This window comes from Xanthomonas sp. SHU 199 (genome assembly GCF_000364665.1).
Lineage (GTDB): Bacteria > Pseudomonadota > Gammaproteobacteria > Xanthomonadales > Xanthomonadaceae > Xanthomonas_A > Xanthomonas_A sontii.
The window spans coordinates 1-16,869 of the sequence record NZ_AQOI01000348.1 but is presented as its reverse complement, the minus strand read 5'-3'; the positions used below and the strand labels follow the sequence as shown (position 1 = coordinate 16,869).

Genomic DNA, 16,869 nt, shown 5'->3' with positions numbered 1-16,869 from the left:
GCTCGCGCCCAGGCGCGGGATGGCGCGGCGGCGCGGGCGCCCGCTGGGCAGCGCGCGGGCGCGCGCGACCTCGTTCAGGCGCTGCTCCAGTTGCGCATACAGTTCGCCGACGCGCTCCTGCAGTTCCTGCTCGCAGATCTTGACGATCGCCAGTTGCACCTGCGGCGCCAGCACCAGCCCGTGCAGCGCCGCGTACACCGCCGCGCCCACGTGCTCTGGGCCGAACGGGTTGTTGTCGGCATCGATGCGCTGGCCGCCGGCGATGAAGCCGAGGAACCGGTTCAGCCGCATCAGCTCCGGCCGCCAGCGGTGCTGGATCGCCCCGGCCAGGTTGCGCACCGCCAGGCGCACGTCCAGTTCCTGTTCCGAAACCAGGCTGAGGTCGCCGCGCTCGCGCGCCAGGCTGCGCTCCACCGACAGCGGGCGGCCGGCTTCCAGCGCCTGCCAGGCCTGGGCCAGGTGCGCGCGGAAGCGCGCGGCGATCGGCTCGCGCTGCTGGCGCAGCAGCTGGATCGCCTCGAAATAATCGTTCTGGGTCGGCCCGGCGCGCTCGGCCATGCGGAACAGCGCTTCGGCCAGCACATCCAGCACCTCGCCGAAAGCGCCGGCGAGCGGAACCGACACCACATCCCGGACCTGATCGAGCAGATCCGCGTTGCGGCTGGGCGACAACTCTTCAGCGTATTCAGCAAGGGTCATGGCAGTGTGATACGCAGGCAGCAGTGAGACCGACGTCAATTCGGAAGCTAGCGGCAGATCAGCAACACAACGCGATTGTCCGTGTAACTGCGGCATCCGCTGCCGCCTGCGAGCGCCCGACTATAATTCCGCGCCCGCCCCACGGAATCGAGACTATGCGCACAATTCATTCGCTGCAAGCGCTGGATGCGCGCCGTTCAGTGCCATCCAAGCAGCTGGGCGAGCCGGGACCGGACGCGGAGACGCTGCTGGCCATGCTGCAGTCGGCGGTGCGTGTCCCCGATCACGGAAAGCTGGTGCCGTTCCGCTTCCTGCGCATCGCCGGCCCGGCGCGTCAGGCGTTGGGCGACATCCTCGCCGCGCGCACCCTGCAGCGCGATCCCGGCGCGGCGCCGGCAGCGGTGGAGAAGGATCGCGAACGCTTCGCGCATGCGCCGGTGGTGATCGCGGTCATCGCCTGCCTGCAGCGCGGACACAAGGTGCCGGAGATCGAACAGTGGATGACCGCCGGCTCGGTGTGCTTCGCGCTGCTGCAGGCTGCGCAGGCCTACGGCTTCGGTGCGCAATGGCTGACCGGCTGGATGGCGTATGACGAAACGGTGACCGCGCGGCTGGGCCTGGCCGAGCACGAGCATGTCGCCGGCTTCATCCACATCGGCACCGCCCGCCTCGACGTGCCGGAGCGCGAGCGGCCGGACCCACGCGCGCTGCTCAACGACTGGACGCCGTGAACGCAGGCCTGCCCCTGTCGCGGCCGCTGTACCTGGTCGACGCCAGCCTGTACGTGTTTCGCGCCTGGCATTCGATTCCCGACGAGTTCCAGGACGCGCAGGGCTGGCCGACCAATGCGGTGCACGGCTTCGCGCGCTTCCTGCTCGACCTGCTCGAGCGCGAGCGCCCGCAGCACATCGTGATCGCCTTCGACGAAGCGCTGGACAGCTGCTTCCGGCATCGCCTGTACGCCGCCTACAAGGCCAACCGCGCGCCGGCGCCGGACGCGCTGCGCCGCCAGTTCGCGCACTGCAAGGCGCTGTGCGCGGCCCTGGGCCTGGGCGTGCTGGCGCACCACGACTACGAGGCCGACGACCTGATCGGCAGCGCCCTGCACCGTGCGCGCGGCGACGGTTTCCACGGCGTGATCGTGTCCGCCGACAAGGATCTGTCGCAGCTGCTGCTGGAGTTCGACGAACAATGGGACTACGGCCGCGGCCAGCGCTGGGGCGCGGCCGGGGTCAAGGCGCGCCACGGCGTGCATGCGCACCAGATCGCCGACTACCTGGCACTGACCGGCGATGCGATCGACAACATTCCCGGCGTCACCGGCATCGGCGCCAAGTCGGCGGCGATCCTGTTGGCGCATTTCGGCGACCTGGACACGCTGCTGGCGCGGGTCGACGAAGTGGCGTTCCTGCGCCTGCGCGGCGCTGCGCAGATGGCCGTGCGCCTGCGCGAGCAGCGCGAGCACGCGCTGCTGTGGCGGCAGCTGACCACCATCGCCCTGGACGCGCCGCTGCACACGGCCGCACCGGGGTTCGCCCGCGGCGCGGCCGATGCCGATATGCTGCACGGCCTGTGCGAGGCGCTGCGCTTCGGGCCGCTGACCCGACGCCGCCTGCTGCAGGCGGCGGGCCTGGAGTTTGTGGCCGGCTGAGCGCTGGCCTTCGCCACGGGCAGGCGATGCCACTGCCCGAAGCAGGCACGCCCTCGCACGCGCTGTGCCGGTTGCACTGTGGGGTCGCTGGCGCCGAGCGACTCGCGCGGCGCCAGCGACACCGGGCACGATCTGGCGCGCATCAAAAACACAACGCACGTTCTACACTGCACCGCATCGCCGGACCGCGCCGTGCGCGACCGCGCCCTCTTCCTCCGCCATCTTGCGAGCTGCCCATGCCCCGCCACGATTCCCCGCCCCGCGTCGTCTACGAAGGCAAGTACCAGCGCATGGTCGTGCGCGGCACCTGGGAGTATTCCGAGCGCGTGCATGCCGGCGGCCTGGCCGCAATCATCGTGGCGGTCACGCCGGACGACGAGGTACTGTTCGTCGAACAGTTCCGCGTGCCGCTGCAGGCGCGCACCATCGAGATGCCGGCCGGCCTGGTCGGCGACATCGATGCCGGCGAATCGATCGAAGTGTCGGCGGTGCGCGAACTGGAAGAGGAAACCGGCTGGACCGCCGAGCACGCCGAAGTGCTGCTGATCGGCCCGACCTCGGCCGGCGCCAGCAACGAGAAGATCGCCTTCGTGCGTGCCAGCGGCCTGCGCAAGGTCGGCAACGGCGGCGGCGACGCCAGCGAGGACATCACCGTGCATTCGGTGCCGCGCACGCGCGCCGCCGCATGGCTGGTGCAGAAGATGGGCGAAGGCTACGCACTGGACGCGAAGCTGTGGGCGGGGCTGTGGATGATCGAACACGAACTCGACGGCACGCCGCGTGGCTGAGGGTCTCAGCCACGCATTGCCGCCGCTGCTGGGCGCGGACGACCCGCCGGTGTTCAGCATCCACCGACCACACGGTACATCGCCGTTCGTGCTGCTGGCGGATCACGCGGGACAGGCAGTGCCGCGCGCGTTGCACGGCCTCGGCCTGGCGCAGGCGGAACTGGACCGGCACATCGGCTGGGACATCGGGATCGCCGGCACCACCCGCGCGCTGTCCGCGCTGCTCGACGCCTGGGCGATCGAACAGACCTATTCGCGGCTGCTGATCGACTGCAATCGCCCGCTCGCCTCGCCGACACTGATCCCGTCCGTCAGCGACCGCACCGTGGTGCCGGGCAATGCCGCACTGACGGCGGCGCAGCGGCAGCAGCGCATCGACGCCGTGCATGCGCCCTACCACGCGCGCATCGCCGCCGAACTGGACGCACGCCGCGCCGCCGCGCGCCCCACCGTGCTGGTGATGATGCACAGCTTCACCCCGGTGATGGACGGCATGCCGCGGCCCTGGCATGCCGGCGTGCTGTATCACCGCGACACCCGCTTCGCCCACGCGCTGCTGCAGGCGCTGCGCGCGGAAGACGACCTGCTGGTCGGCGACAACGCGCCGTATGCGGTCAGCGACAGCAGCGACTACGCGGTCCCCGTGCACGGCGAAGGCCGCGGCCTGCCGCATGTGGAACTGGAGATCCGCCAGGACCTGATCGCCGACGCCGCCGGCCAACAGGCCTGGGCGCAGCGGCTGGCGCGGACCTTCACCGCGCTGCAGCCGCGGTTGCTGGCGCTGGAGTAAACCGAGGCGGACGCTGGTCCGACCGATCGGTCATGCCTAGCGCGACAGGCAGGGCGCTGCACCGCACGCGCTGCGCGGGTCGCGCAGGCGGAGCGCGATGGCCACGCCCAGAACCGCGAACAGCGCAGCACCGTACTGCGCCTGTCCCAATCCATCCAGCGCCGCCGCACTGGCGGCCGGTTGCGCGCCGCGCGCCGCATTGGCCGCCATCACCAGTACCGCCAGGCCCACCGCCCCACCGATCTGCTGCGCGGTAGCGGCCATGCCCGACGCCACGCCCTGCTGCTGTACCGGCACGCCCTGGCCAGCCACCACCCACATCGCCGTCCAGCTCATGCCCTGCCCCACACTGAGCAGGACGATGCCCGGCAGCAACGGCCAGTAGCCCGCGCCGTGCGGCAATGCGACGGTCGCCGCGGCGATGCCCAGCGCACCCGCGCCGAATCCCCAGGCCAGCACCTGCCGCGGCGAACGCCGCTGCAGCAAGCGCTCGGCGATGCGGATGCCGAAGGCGCAGACCACCGTCGGCGGCAGGAACGCCATGCCGGCCTGCAACGGACTCCAACCATAGCCGTCCTGAAAGTACAGCGCCAGGAAGTAGTACTGCACGCCGTAGCTGCTCATGAACGCGAAAGTCAGGCCCAGCGCGGCGCGCAGACCGGGAAGACACAGCAGCGAAAAGCGCATCAACGGATCGCGGCTACGCTGTTCGATCCACACGAACGCCGCGAGAAGCACCGCCGATGCCAGCAGGCAGGACAGCGTGGCCGGCGCGCTCCAGCCCCATTCCGGGCCCTGCACCAAGGTGGCGACCAGCAGGCTGCCGCCGGTGGTCACGGTGGCGCATCCTGCCAGGTCGAAGGTGCGACCATGCGCGCGCGGGCCATCCGCAGGCAACCACCGCCCTGCCGCCGCCGCGCAGGCGATGGCCGGCGGCACGATGACCGCCAGTACCGCCGGCCACCCGAAGGCCTGAGTCAGCGCGCCGCCCAGCAAGGTGCCCAGCGCCAGCCCCACCGCGCTGGCCGTGCTCCAGATCGCCAACGCGCGATTGCGCGCCGCGCCCTCGGCATAGAGGGTGTTGATCAAGGCCAGCGTCGCCGGAAACAGCAATGCCGCGCCCACGCCTTGCGCGGCCCGCGCGACGATCAGCAGCACCGCGCTGGGCGCCAGCGCGCCGAGCGACGAGGCCAGCGCGAACAGCAGCATGCCCAGCCGGTAGAAACGGCGCCGCCCCAGCAGATCGGCGGCGCGGCCGCCGAGCAGCAGGCAACCGCCGAACGCCACGGTGTAGGCGCTGACCACCCATTGCAGGCGCTGCGCGTCGATCTGCAGCGCCCGACCCATGTCGTGCAGGGCGACGAAGATGATGGTGGCGTCCAGGGCGATCAGCAATTGCGCGGTGGCGAGCAGCGCCAACGCCCTGCGCGGATGGGAGAGTGCATGCATCGGCATCGGGTGCTTAGGGGAGAACCGCCAGTGTCATTGATGCGGCATCGTCGATAAATCCTTGCCTCTTCATATGTGTCATGATTTTTTGCATGAATAGCAAAGGCATGGATCTCAATGCCGTGCGCATGCTGGTGCAGGTGGCGGAGGCGCGCAGTTTCACCGTCGCCGCAGGCCAGCTCGGTGTCAGTCAATCCGGGCTGTCGCGCGCGATCGGCAGGCTGGAAGCGGCGCTGGGCGTCAAGCTGCTGCAGCGCACGACCCGCAATGTCGGGCTGACTCCGGATGGACGCCAGTTCGTCGAGCAGGTAGCGCCGCTGCTGTGCGGCTTGGACGACGCCGAGCGGCAACTGGCGGACCGCGCCTGCACGCCGTCCGGCACGCTCAAGATCAGCGCACCGTCGATGTTCGGTCGCAAGGTGCTGATACCGCTGCTGGCCCCGTTACTGGCGCAACACCCACAGCTACGCGTGGAAACCGTGCTCAGCGACCGCCTGGTCGACCTGATCGAGGAAGGCTTCGACGCCGCATTGCGCACCGGCCCCATCGCCGACAGGCGCATCGTCGCACGGCCGCTGCGTCCGCTGCGCTGGGTGACCGTCGCCAGTCCCGCCTACCTGGCGGCACGCGGCGCACCCGCCGATCTCGACGCGCTGCGCGATCACGCCTGCCTGGCCATCCGCAATCCGCGCAGCGGACGCCTGGTGAACTGGCAGTTCCTGCAGGATGGACAACGCTGCGGCTTCGCGCCGCCGGCGCGGATGGTGTTCGACCACGGCGATCCATTGGTGGAAGGCGCCATCGCCGGCATGGGCATCGTGCAGGTGATGGATTTCGCGGTGGCCGATGCACTGGCCGACGGGCGCCTGCACCGTGTGCTGCAGGCGTTCGAAGGCCGCAGCCGCACGCTGTCGTTGATCTATCCGCCGTCACGGCAACGCTCGGCCAAACTGCACGTGTTGACGGAAGCCCTGCTGGCCGGTCGCTGGTGAAGCCGGTCCACCGCCGATGGCGCGGCAACGCGCGGCAGCGACCGCGCACGCCAGACCTCTGCGGCCCGCCACGCTATGCCAGCGTACGCAACGCCTTGATTGCCGCCACGGCCGTCTGCCATGCCCTGCCCGTAGCGCCGCTCAGCATGCTGAAGCACGTGGCGCCGGTCTTCACGCCAAGCTGAGCGCGGCATGCGCACGCTCGGGCTGGACCGGTCCGTACCGGAAACCCGCCCCGCATCGGACCCCACATGCTCATCCGCCTCGGTTACGAAATCCGCTACCGGTTCGCGCAGGCGACGCCGATGCTGGCGATGCTGGACATCCACGACAGCCGGCGCGAGGACATCGTCGCCGCCACCGCCTTGCACAGCGTGCCGGCAGTGCCGTTGCATACCTATCGCGACAGCTTCGGCAACCGCTGCACGCGCCTGCAGGCACCCGCCGGCGCGCTGACCCTGCGTGCCGATGCGGTGGTGCGCGACAGCGGACTGCCGGACCAGTACCGCTACGACGCCGCGCAGACGCCGGTGGAGCAGTTGCCCGACGACGCCCTGGTGTACCTGCTCGGCAGCCGCTACTGCGAGACCGACCTGCTCAGTGGCATGGCCTGGGAGCTGTTCGGCGGCACGCCGCCCGGCTGGGCACGGGTACAGGCGATCTGCGACTACGTGCATATGCGCATCGCCTTCGGCTATGCCCATGCCTGCGCCACCAAGAGCGCCGCGCAGGCGCTGCAGGAAGGGCGCGGCGTGTGCCGCGACTTCGCGCATGCGGCGATCGCGCTGTGCCGCTGCATGAACATCCCGGCGCGCTACTGCACCGGCTATCTGGGCGACATCGGCGTCCCAGCCTCGGACGCACCGATGGATTTTTCCGGCTGGTTCGAAGCCTTCCTCGACGGGCGCTGGTACACCTTCGATGCACGCCACAACGTGCCGCGCATCGGCCGGGTGCTGATCGCGCGCGGCCGCGACGCCGCCGACGTGGCGATCAGCACCACCTTCGGCGACAACGTGCTCGAATCGTTCGTGGTGTGGACCGACGAGACCAAGCAGGCACAGCTCGACACGCGCCCCTTCGCAGCGGCCGGTGCCATCACCGCCGCCGGATGCGAACCCGGCAACGCGCTGGCCTGCTGAATCATTGCAGTGGACGGTGCCGCCATGCGCAGCACCGCCCTTCCGTGAACGCGCTATGCAGCCGCGCGCGGACTCAGGCGAAGCCGTCGGTGGCGCGCACCAACGCGTCGACGTTCTCGGGCTCGAACGCGGAATGGCCGGAGGCCGGGGTGATCTGCAGCGTCGCCTTCGGCCAGGCCTTGGCCAGATCCCAGGCGTTGGCCAGCGGGCAGACCACGTCGTAGCGACCGTGCACGATCACTCCCGGGATGTCGGCGATGCGGTGCGCGTCGCGCAGCAACTGGTCCTCGACCTCGAAGAAGCCGCCGTTGACGAAGTAGTGGTTCTCGATGCGGGCGAAGGCCAGCGCGAAGTGCGGGTCCTCGTGGCTGTCGACGAAATCGGCGTCCACGTGCAGGAAGCTGGTCGCGCCTTCCCACACGCTCCAGGCCTTGGCCGCGGCCAGACGGGTGGCCTCGTCGTCGCTGGTCAGGCGCCGGTGGAAGGCCGAGATCAGGTCGGCGCGCTCCACCGGCGGGATCGCCGCGACGTAGTGCTCCCAGGCATCGGGGAACAGGCGGCTGGCACCTTCCTGGTAGAACCACTCCAGTTCCCAGCGACGCAGCATGAAGATGCCGCGCAGCACCAGTTCGGTGACGCGCTCCGGATGGCTCTGCGCGTAGGCCAGCGCCAGGGTCGAGCCCCAGCTGCCGCCGAACACCTGCCAGCGGTCGATGCCCAGGTGCGTGCGCAGCCGCTCGATATCGGCGACCAGGTCCCAGGTGGTGTTGTCGACCAGATCGGCATGCGGCGTGGAGCGGCCGGAGCCGCGCTGGTCGAACAGCACGATGCGGTACTTGGCCGGATCGTGGAAGCGACGCATCTTGGCGTTGCAGCCGCCGCCGGGACCGCCATGCAGCAGCACCACCGGCTTGCCGTGCGGATTGCCGCACTGTTCGTAGGACAGGGTATGCCGTGCGTCCACCGGCAACATGCCGCTGTCGAACGGCTCGATCTCGGGATACAGCGTGCGCATGGCGACTCCTGCGGGAAAACCGCGATTCTACCCATGCGCGCCACTTGAGCGGCGCTGACCAGCAACGGCCGGCCGCGAACGGACCTGACGCGGCGCCGATCGGCCAACCGGGGCGGGGTTGGGATCAACCGAGGACCGGCATGCCTCTGCCACCAGGGGCTTCTTGCAGCCGCTGCTGCGCTTCCATGGCCAGTTGCTGCTCGCGCTGCTGATTGAACGCCTGCGTCTGCTGCACCGTCTCGTGCATCGGTGAAGGCGCCTGCGCCACGTCGGTGGCGGCGCGAAAGCCGGGCGTGGTGCCCGACACCCACAGCGTGTTGCCAGCGATCTGCACCCGGTCGATCTTGTCGGCATCGGCGATGCCGGCCCGCTTGGCACCGAGCATCGCCTGCGCGACATGCGCATCGTCGATGCGCGTCGGTACGTCCCTGCGGATGCGCGCGAACATGGTCTGATCGGACGCAGGCAGTGCGGCGAGGCTCTGCTCACGATCGGCCTTGTGTCCGGCCGACGGCGCCGACTGGACGCCGGAAGCAGGCGTCGCGGCAGGCGCCTGGGCCGGCGTGCCGCGCTGGAACCACTGCCCGGGATGGGTCAGCGTGTCGTAGGCCTGGTCCGCCGCGTGCTTGGCGGCGTCAATACCCTGCGCGGCGGTCTGCCTTGCGGCTTCGTACGCGTGCGTACCAACCCGCGCGGCGCTGTCGGCCGCTTGCTTCGCCGCATCATAGGCACTGGTGGCCGCACGTCCAGCTTGCTCCACGCCTTCGGTCACCACGTGCTTCGCCGCGCCGTAGGCCTGGGTGGCCGCGCGCCCAACCTGCTGCACGCCGTCGGTCACCACGTGCTTGGTTGCGTCGTAGGTTTGCGCCACCGCACGTTCGGCCCGGTCGATCCCATCGGAGACCGCCTGCTTGCCGAGCTGATACGTCTGCGTGGCGGTTTGCGCCGCGACCCGCGCGCCATCGTAGGCATCGACGATGTGATTGGCGACGTTGGCCACGCCCGCCTGGAAGCGAGGATCATGGATCCGCTCCACCACGGCGTCGGCAGCCGCATGCGCGCCTCGCTCCACGGCGCCTTTGGCCGATTCCAGCCCGCCGCCCGCCCACCGCGCCGCCGCATCCGCACCTTGACCGTGCAGACGGGCGGCTTCGCCCACCACATGTCCAGCCAGCGGCGCAACCGGGATGAAGGGCGCGGTAAGGCGCCCGCCCTCCCGCGCCACGATCGCGATACGTTCGTCCAGCGCTTGCACGTAGCGACCGCCGGCGCGCACGGCATCGGCACCGTGTTGCAGGCCGTCGGCAACCCCGCGCACGGGCGCGCCACGCGCGATGGTGTCGCGAATGGCGGGATCGGCGTTGAGCACGAGGTACTCGTTGAGTTGCCGCCGCAGATTCGGCGACAGTTGGCCCTGCCCGTCGTTCCCGCGCATCTGCCGCAGCGACTCGGACAGTTCGGCGCGTGCGAAGGACACATCGCTGCCGAAGCGGTCGATGGCGTCCTTGTTCGCCGCGTAGCGCTGCGTCGCTTCCTGGAAGCGCTGGGGTTGCAGGATATTGTCCGGACTGTCGCTGCTGAAGTGCTGCTGGCCGCCGTGGTCGCTCAGCCGCATCGCGATCAGCGCGTTTGGCGGCGCCGACCCGGGCGGCGCATCCAGGTAGCGGCCGGCCCGCAGGCTCTGGATGTCCTCTTCGCTGGCCAGCGACACCACCTTGCCGACATGCGGACTGGCCGCGCTCACCACGTCGCCGGCCATGCGGTAGTTGGTGAGCTGGAAGCCCGGCTGCGGCGGGCCATCGATCATGTCCGCCGCGCCGAAGCCGTTGTAGGTGGCGCCGCGCAGGCCATATTTGGCGGCCTGGAGTTCCGCCAATGCGCCGCCCAGGGAGTGGCCGGCAGCGAATATCTGGGTTTTCGGGATGCCCTGCGCAGCCGCTTTGGCGATCATCTGCGCTGTAAACGCGTCGGCCGCAGACTTCTGCGCGTTGACGGTATCTCGCACCATCTTTGCATCGACGGCGATGTCCTGCAGCGTCGTCAGCGCGTGGTCCGCTTTTTCCGAAACACTCTTACCTGAAAATAGACCAGGATCAGTACCTCGGTACGCGACAATAACATTGTGAGGCGACCCAACGCTTTGATACGCAGTTGCGTGAAAGCCGGTAGCCGGATCACTGGCATAGCCAAATATCTTATAATCCTGGCCATCTAGAGAAACATATCTATTGTTATCGCCCACATCACGCGGTGATCGGTTGGCATACGAGTCATTACTTGCATCAGCTAACGCTTGATCAATGACTTTCATGACTTGACTTCCTTAACAGTGATCGTCACTGGGAAATAAGCATCAGGGTCTTTAAGAACCTCGGGATCGTCAGACTGGAACTCTAGCGCACCATAGGGAACCAAAGCAGGATCCCCATAAGAACTATTCTTGAAATAGCTTTTCCCACCACCCTCGCGCAAGATTTTTTCCAACAACCCTCCCCAACCGAATTTCACACCCTTGCCAATCGCGCTAACACCCACACTTGTCACATCCCAGTGGCAAACCCCGAGATTGAAATAATCTTCATCCAGCAGGGCATCGCGATAAAAATATCCCTTCCATGTGTGGTCATCCACCTGGACCATAGGAATATCGAGCCCGGTGTTAGGCACATGCTGCTCGCCAAGAACTGGCATCATCGGCACACAATTCTTATTGATGACGTCATATCCAATGTAAGCACCCTTGAAAGAATCCCACGGTCCCGGCGCATTTGACGTGGCGATGACCTCGTAGCGCTTGACCGGATGCGGATTCAGATGCCCGGTCGCACCGTCGTTGCCAACATCGATACCTTTCGAACAACCGGCGGCGGTCGCGGCCAGGGGCATGATGGCGGCAGCGGCCAGGTGGTGCAGTTTCATCGTATCGTCCTCGGGGGGATAGGCCGCAGGCAGCGCGGCAGTGGGGTCTGGTGGCAATGGCAGTCTCGGCTTGCGCCAGGGCGCAATCGGCACCCCGCCACGCGGCAGCGCGCCGAGCCTGGCGTAGACGTCCGCATTGATGCTGCCCATGTCGCGCAGGAGCTGCGCATCGCGCATCGTGCGGGCGCGTGGACGATAGGGATTGTCGCTGTACGTGCTCTTTTCGTCGCTCATCGCGCCACCTCTCCTTTATCAAGACTCCAAGTTGCGACTGCGATCTTACTCGCTGGAAACCATGTCGCCACTGCCCATCGCGCAAAGGGTACAAGTGAGATCCTGACCCACATCCATGGCCCGGATTTTCCTGATGAATCGCCATCGGGCTCTGATACCGGCATGCGGCAGCGCCAGGTATTGGTTACATAACTGACTGGAAGCCTGTAGCTGAGCCACTGGAAAAGCCGAGAACCCAGTAGCGCCTCTCGCCTGAATGCACCTGCTTCTTGCAGCGATATCGCTTCGAGGACGATTCACATACGCGTCGTTGGCCGCATCGGCAACCGCTTGATCAATCCCCTTCACGGCTGGGCCTCCCTGACAGCGAGGGTGACAGAGAAATACGCGTCCGGATGCTGTAGCACTTCAGGATCAGCAGGATCAGCAGGATCGAAATCCTGTGCCCCGTAAGGGACCAGGGACTTATCCCCATACGCGACCTTCTTGAAATACCTGGTCCCTCCACCTTCGCGCAGAATCTTCTCCATAGAGCCGCTCCACGCAAACCTTAGGCCCTGAGCAATCGCACTGACGCTCACGCTCGTGACGTCCCAATGGCACACCCCAAGCTTGAAGTAATCCTCATCTTGCAGCGCATCACGGTAGAAATACCCCTTCCACGTATGGTCGTCTACGCGGGTCATCGGAACGTCGAGTCCGGTATTGGGGACTTGCTGTTGACCAATGAAGGGGATCATCGGAACGCACTTCTTATTGACGACGTCGTATCCGATGTAGGCGCCCTCGAACGCATCCCACGGCCCCGGCGCATGGGACGTGGCGATGACCTCGTCGCGTTTGACCGGGTGCGGATTCAGATGTCCGGTTGCGCCATCGTTGCCGACGTCGATGCCGTTGGAGCAGCCCGCGCCAGCCACGAGGATGGCAGCGACAGCGAGTGCGCGCAGGATTCTGAGACGGGGCCTGCGACGAGCGGTCACGCCGGCAGGGATCCACGCACCCTCGGCATGCCGCGCACCCGTCTGTGCCACGGCGGGCGTGGGCGGTACGCGCATCGCATTCGAAAGGCGACTGAGGGTGAACATTGCGGGTCATCCATGTCCGGCATCGTTACCCACGCACCATACCCCGGCGCCGGCGGGTCAGGCCAGCGGCTGGCGCCCCAGCGTGACCCGATCGCGCGCCTCCAGGTCCTGATACGTCGCCACCTCCGCGAAGCCGGCCGCCTCCAGCAGCGCGCGCACCGCCACGCCCTGGTCCCAGCCGTGTTCCAGCAGCAGCCAGCCACCGGGCAGCAGATGCGCCGGCGCATCGGCGACGATCCGGCGCAGGTCGTCCAGCCCATCGGGGCCGGACGCCAGCGCGCTGGCCGGTTCGTAGCGCAGGTCGCCCTGCTGCAGGTGCGGATCGCCGGCGGCGATGTACGGCGGGTTGCTGGCGATCAGATCGAAGCGCTGGCCGGCCAGCGGCGCCAACCACGGCCCATGCGCGAAAGCGACGTTACCCAGGCCGTGCGCCTGCGCATTGGCCTGCGCCACCGCCAGGGCGGCCGTACTGAGGTCGGTGGCCAGCACCTGCGCCCTGGGCCGCTCGCTGGCCAAGGCCAGGGCGATCGCGCCGCTGCCGGTGCCGAGGTCGGCGATGCGCCGGCCCGGCGCCGGATCCAGTCGCTCCAGCGCCAGCTCCACCAGCCGCTCGGTGTCCGCGCGCGGGATCAACGTGGCCGGTCCGACCGCCAGGTCCAGGGTCCAGAAGCCGCGCCGGCCGGTCAGGTAGGCCACCGGCTCGCCCTGTACACGCCGGGCGAGCAGCCCCTGAAACCCATCCGCCACCTCGTCCGCCAACGGATCGCGGGCGTGCGCGAACAGCCACGCACGGTCGCGCTGCAGGGCATGCAGCAGCAAGGCTTCGGCATCGCCGCGCTCGACCTGGGTGCAGGCGTCGCGCAGCAGGGATTCGGGGGTAGGCGCATTCATCGCTGTCACGATGACGCAGCGAGCGCGGAAAAGCCAACGTGGTAGAACAGACCGACGCCCATGCGCCCTGGGCGGCTGACGCGCTGTTCGCGCGGCAGTGCAGCAAAGAGCCAGGCTTGGGAATCGATAGAGGAAACCTATCTATTCAATTCCATCAATCGATTTGAGGGATCTATCGGCGCCCCCTATCATGAGCCTCGTTCCATCCCCCGACCCCTATTGCAACCACGAGGAAACTCCATGTCGTCTTTGATCAACACCCAGGTCCAGCCGTTCAAGGCCAACGCCTACCGTAATGGCGAATTCATCGAAGTCACCGACGCGGACCTGAAGGGCAAGTGGTCGGTGCTGATCTTCATGCCGGCCGCCTTCACCTTCAACTGCCCGACCGAAGTGGAAGACGCCGCCGAGCATTACGCCGAGTTCCAGAAGATCGGCGCCGAGGTCTACATCGTCACCACCGACACCCATTTCTCGCACAAGGTGTGGCACGAGACGTCCCCGGCGGTGGGCAAGGCCCAGTTCCCGCTGGTCGGCGACCCGACCCACCAGCTGACCCGCGCCTTCGGCGTGCACATCGAGGAAGAAGGCCTGGCCCTGCGCGGCACCTTCGTGATCAACCCGGAAGGCGTGATCAAGACCCTCGAGATCCACGACAACGCGATCGCTCGCGACGTCACCGAGACCCTGCGCAAGCTCAAGGCCGCGCAGTTCGTCGCCTCGCACCCGGGCGAGGTCTGCCCGGCCAAGTGGAAGGAAGGCGAGAAGACCCTGAAGCCGTCGCTGGACCTGGTCGGCAAGATCTAAGCCGCCCTCGCTCCCATCTCCGCCTCGCGGCGGGGGTGGGGGTGAACCGCAGCCGGCATCGCGCGCCGGCGCCGGCTGCGGTTCATCCCTCCTCCCCTCTTCGCAGCGCGCTGCTCCGGCAGCACGCCTCCCCCTCGCTTTGCCCAACGTCAGGAGTCCGCCATGTTGGATGCCGATCTGAAAACCCAGTTGAAGGCCTACCTGGAGCGGGTCGTCCGGCCCATCCACATCACCGCGTCGGTGGACGATGGCGCCAAGTCGCGCGAGATGCTCGACCTGCTCGAGGACCTGGTGCTGCTGTCGGACAAGATCACCCTGGACGTGCACCGCGACAGCGGCGAGCGCGCGCCCTCCTTCGCGCTGAACAGCCCCGGCCACGACATCCACCTGCGCTTCGCCGGCCTGCCGATGGGCCACGAGTTCACCTCGCTGGTGCTGGCGCTGCTGCAGGTCGGCGGGCATCCGTCCAAGGCCACCGCCGAACTGATCGAGCAGGTGCGCAACCTGCCCGGCGAGTACCGCTTCGAAACCTATTTCTCGCTGTCCTGCCAGAACTGCCCGGACGTGGTGCAGGCGCTGAACCTGGCCGCGGTGTTGAATCCGAACATCCAGCACGTGGCGATCGACGGCGCGCTGTTCCAGGACGAGGTCGAGGCGCGGCAGATCATGTCGGTGCCCACCGTGTACCTCAACGGCGAAGTCTTCGACCAGGGCCGCATGACCCTGGAGCAGATCGTGGCCAAGCTCGACACCGGCGCGGCCAAGCGCGATGCGGCGGCGATCGCGGCCAAGGCGCCGTTCGACGTGCTGGTGGTCGGCGGCGGCCCGGCCGGCGCGGCGGCGGCGATCTACGCCGCGCGCAAGGGCATCCGCACCGGGGTGGCGGCCGAGCGCTTCGGCGGCCAGGTGCTGGACACCATGGCGATCGAGAACTTCATCTCCGTGCAGGAGACCGAAGGCCCGAAAATGGCCGCGGCGCTGGAGCAACACGTGCGCCAGTACGACGTGGACATCATGAACCTGCAGCGCGCCGAACAGCTGGTGCCGGCCGGTGCCGACGGCCTGGTCGAGGTCAAGCTGGCCAACGGCGCCTCGCTGAAGAGCCGCACGGTGATCCTGTCCACCGGCGCGCGCTGGCGGCAGATGAACGTGCCCGGCGAAGACCAGTACCGCAACAAGGGCGTGGCCTATTGCCCGCACTGCGACGGCCCGCTGTTCAAGGGCAAGCGCGTGGCGGTGATCGGTGGCGGCAACTCCGGCGTGGAAGCGGCGATCGACCTGGCCGGCATCGTCAGCCACGTCACCCTGGTCGAGTTCGACAGCAAGCTGCGCGCCGACGAAGTCCTGCAGCGCAAGCTGCGCAGCCTGGGCAACGTCGACATCCTGGTCAACGCGCAGAGCACCGAGGTGCTCGGCGACGGCCAGAAGGTCACCGGCCTGGTCTACAAGGACCGCGTCGGCGGCGATGTGCATCGCGTGGCGCTGGAAGGCATCTTCGTGCAGATCGGGCTGCTGCCGAACACCGAATGGCTGCAGGGCACGGTGGCGCTGTCGCCGCGTGGCGAGATCGTGGTCGACGACCGCGGCCAGACTTCCCTGCCGGGTGTGTTCGCCGCCGGTGACGCGACCACGGTGCCGTACAAGCAGATCATCATCGCCATGGGCGAAGGTTCCAAGGCGGCGCTGAGCGCGTTCGACCACCTGATCCGGCACAGCGCACCGGTCGCCAGCGGCAGCGTGGCCGAAGCGGCCTGATCCGCATCCGTCCCGCGCCGCTTCGCCGGCGCGGGACCAGGGTGTGCGGTCTCCACCGCGCGCGCCCATCTGTCTCGTCGCCAAGTGCGCCACACGCTCTATGCTGTGACCCTGCGTCACCTCCCGCCGCTGCGTTCCGAGGAACCCGCTGATGAACCTGCGTGATCTGAAATACCTGGTGGCGCTGGCCGATCACAAGCATTTCGGGCGCGCCGCCGCGGCCTGCTTCGTCAGCCAGCCGACGCTGTCCACGCAGATCAAGAAGCTAGAGGACGAACTGGGCGTGCCGCTGGTCGAGCGCGCGCCGCGCAAGGTCATGCTGACCCCGGCCGGGCGCGAGGCCGCCAGCCGCGCGCGCGGCATCGTCGCCGAGATCGAGCAGATGAAGGAGGCGGCGCGGCGCAGCCAGGACCCGGAAGCCGGCACCGTGCGCCTGGGCATTTTCCCGACGCTCGGCCCGTACCTGCTGCCGCATGTGATCCCGCGCATCCGCGCGCGCTTCCCGCAGCTGGAACTGCTGCTGATCGAAGAGAAGAGCGACGTGCTGCTGACCCGCCTGCGCGAGGGCCGGCTGGACGCGGCGCTGCTGGCGTTGCCGTTGCACGACGAGCAATTGCATGCCGAATTCCTGTTCGAGGAACCGTTCGTG

16 protein-coding genes are annotated in these 16,869 nt (G+C 68.0%); 9 read left to right on the top strand and 7 right to left on the bottom strand.

The genetic code is table 11. The features are described 5' to 3' along the window. Positions 1–699, bottom strand: a 699-nt coding sequence (locus tag D183_RS0112165) for a DUF1631 family protein (protein WP_232757265.1), incomplete at its 3' end; no start/stop codon positions are given. A 155-nt stretch (positions 700–854) separates the two neighbouring features. Here D183_RS0112165 and D183_RS0112160 point away from each other — a divergent pair. From D183_RS0112160 to D183_RS0112145, 4 genes are all read left to right on the top strand, one after another. After that, positions 855–1,430, top strand: a complete 576-nt coding sequence (locus D183_RS0112160) for a nitroreductase family protein (RefSeq protein ID WP_017909234.1) — start codon at positions 855–857, stop codon at positions 1,428–1,430. Next, positions 1,427–2,350, top strand: a complete 924-nt coding sequence (locus D183_RS0112155) for a 5'-3' exonuclease (RefSeq protein WP_017909233.1) — start codon at positions 1,427–1,429, stop codon at positions 2,348–2,350. The genes D183_RS0112160 and D183_RS0112155 overlap by 4 nt, the downstream gene beginning before the upstream one ends. 236 nt (positions 2,351–2,586) lie before the next feature. Further along, on the top strand, positions 2,587–3,138 hold the full coding sequence (locus tag D183_RS0112150; protein ID WP_017909232.1) for an NUDIX hydrolase: 552 nt from the start codon (positions 2,587–2,589) through the stop codon (positions 3,136–3,138). Further along, positions 3,131–3,928, top strand: coding sequence for an N-formylglutamate amidohydrolase (locus D183_RS0112145; RefSeq protein WP_026144411.1), 798 nt, complete (start codon positions 3,131–3,133; stop codon positions 3,926–3,928). Before D183_RS0112150 ends, D183_RS0112145 begins: the two co-directional genes overlap by 8 nt. A 36-nt stretch (positions 3,929–3,964) precedes the next feature. Here D183_RS0112145 and D183_RS0112140 read toward each other — a convergent pair whose 3' ends face one another. Then, positions 3,965–5,377 (bottom strand): MFS transporter, encoded by a 1,413-nt coding sequence (locus D183_RS0112140; RefSeq protein ID WP_026144410.1) that lies wholly within the window; start codon positions 5,375–5,377, stop codon positions 3,965–3,967. Between the two features lie 107 nt (positions 5,378–5,484). Here D183_RS0112140 and D183_RS0112135 point away from each other — a divergent pair, with 107 nt between their 5' ends. Both D183_RS0112135 and D183_RS0112130 read left to right on the top strand, forming a co-directional pair. After that, on the top strand, positions 5,485–6,369 hold the full coding sequence (locus tag D183_RS0112135; RefSeq protein ID WP_017909229.1) for a LysR family transcriptional regulator: 885 nt from the start codon (positions 5,485–5,487) through the stop codon (positions 6,367–6,369). Positions 6,370–6,620: 251 nt separating this feature from the next. Further along, positions 6,621–7,511, top strand: a complete 891-nt coding sequence (locus D183_RS0112130) for a transglutaminase-like domain-containing protein (protein ID WP_017909228.1) — start codon at positions 6,621–6,623, stop codon at positions 7,509–7,511. Between the two features lie 73 nt (positions 7,512–7,584). On the opposite strand, the gene pip is transcribed toward D183_RS0112130, so the two are convergent. The 5 genes from pip to prmC form a co-directional block, all read right to left on the bottom strand. Continuing rightward, a complete protein-coding gene (pip, locus tag D183_RS0112125; protein WP_017909227.1) occupies positions 7,585–8,526 on the bottom strand; it encodes a prolyl aminopeptidase in 942 nt (313 codons plus the stop codon). Positions 8,527–8,650: 124 nt separating this feature from the next. After that, a complete protein-coding gene (locus D183_RS0112120; RefSeq protein ID WP_026144409.1) occupies positions 8,651–10,837 on the bottom strand; it encodes a lipase family protein in 2,187 nt (728 codons plus the stop codon). After that, the gene (locus tag D183_RS27785; protein ID WP_193312711.1) at positions 10,834–11,679 is read right to left on the bottom strand and encodes a hypothetical protein; all 846 of its coding nucleotides are present in this window, start codon (positions 11,677–11,679) and stop codon (positions 10,834–10,836) included. Before D183_RS27785 ends, D183_RS0112120 begins: the two co-directional genes overlap by 4 nt. 344 nt (positions 11,680–12,023) lie before the next feature. Further along, a complete protein-coding gene (locus D183_RS24575; RefSeq protein WP_017909225.1) occupies positions 12,024–12,767 on the bottom strand; it encodes a hypothetical protein in 744 nt (247 codons plus the stop codon). Positions 12,768–12,824: 57 nt separating this feature from the next. Continuing rightward, complete coding sequence (gene prmC, locus D183_RS0112110) at positions 12,825–13,658, bottom strand: peptide chain release factor N(5)-glutamine methyltransferase (RefSeq protein WP_017909224.1); 834 nt, start codon at positions 13,656–13,658, stop codon at positions 12,825–12,827. Positions 13,659–13,898: 240 nt separating this feature from the next. Between prmC and ahpC the strand changes: the two genes are divergently transcribed. From ahpC to D183_RS0112095, 3 genes are all read left to right on the top strand, one after another. Continuing rightward, positions 13,899–14,465, top strand: coding sequence for an alkyl hydroperoxide reductase subunit C (gene ahpC / locus D183_RS0112105; RefSeq protein ID WP_010341941.1), 567 nt, complete (start codon positions 13,899–13,901; stop codon positions 14,463–14,465). Between the two features lie 162 nt (positions 14,466–14,627). Next, positions 14,628–16,220: an alkyl hydroperoxide reductase subunit F gene (gene ahpF / locus D183_RS0112100; protein WP_017909223.1), complete on the top strand. Its 1,593-nt coding sequence runs from the start codon at positions 14,628–14,630 to the stop codon at positions 16,218–16,220. Positions 16,221–16,371: 151 nt separating this feature from the next. Next, positions 16,372–16,869 (top strand): LysR family transcriptional regulator (locus D183_RS0112095; protein ID WP_017909222.1); only part of this gene is annotated, 498 nt, incomplete at its 3' end.

What these genes read in the sequence shown, in the direction of transcription:
- ahpF (WP_017909223.1), top strand. Translation starts at nt 14,628, where the DNA reads ATGTTGGATGCCGATCTGAAAACCCAGTTGAAGGCCTACCTGGAGCGG.
- D183_RS0112135 (WP_017909229.1), top strand. Translation starts at nt 5,485, where the DNA reads ATGGATCTCAATGCCGTGCGCATGCTGGTGCAGGTGGCGGAGGCGCGC.
- D183_RS0112160 (WP_017909234.1), top strand. Translation starts at nt 855, where the DNA reads ATGCGCACAATTCATTCGCTGCAAGCGCTGGATGCGCGCCGTTCAGTG.
- ahpC (WP_010341941.1), top strand. Translation starts at nt 13,899, where the DNA reads ATGTCGTCTTTGATCAACACCCAGGTCCAGCCGTTCAAGGCCAACGCC.
- D183_RS0112150 (WP_017909232.1), top strand. Translation starts at nt 2,587, where the DNA reads ATGCCCCGCCACGATTCCCCGCCCCGCGTCGTCTACGAAGGCAAGTAC.
- D183_RS0112140 (WP_026144410.1), bottom strand. Translation starts at nt 5,377, where the DNA reads ATGCATGCACTCTCCCATCCGCGCAGGGCGTTGGCGCTGCTCGCCACC.
- D183_RS27785 (WP_193312711.1), bottom strand. Translation starts at nt 11,679, where the DNA reads ATGAGCGACGAAAAGAGCACGTACAGCGACAATCCCTATCGTCCACGC.
- pip (WP_017909227.1), bottom strand. Translation starts at nt 8,526, where the DNA reads ATGCGCACGCTGTATCCCGAGATCGAGCCGTTCGACAGCGGCATGTTG.
- prmC (WP_017909224.1), bottom strand. Translation starts at nt 13,658, where the DNA reads ATGAATGCGCCTACCCCCGAATCCCTGCTGCGCGACGCCTGCACCCAG.
- D183_RS0112130 (WP_017909228.1), top strand. Translation starts at nt 6,621, where the DNA reads ATGCTCATCCGCCTCGGTTACGAAATCCGCTACCGGTTCGCGCAGGCG.
- D183_RS24575 (WP_017909225.1), bottom strand. Translation starts at nt 12,767, where the DNA reads ATGTTCACCCTCAGTCGCCTTTCGAATGCGATGCGCGTACCGCCCACG.
- D183_RS0112120 (WP_026144409.1), bottom strand. Translation starts at nt 10,837, where the DNA reads ATGAAAGTCATTGATCAAGCGTTAGCTGATGCAAGTAATGACTCGTAT.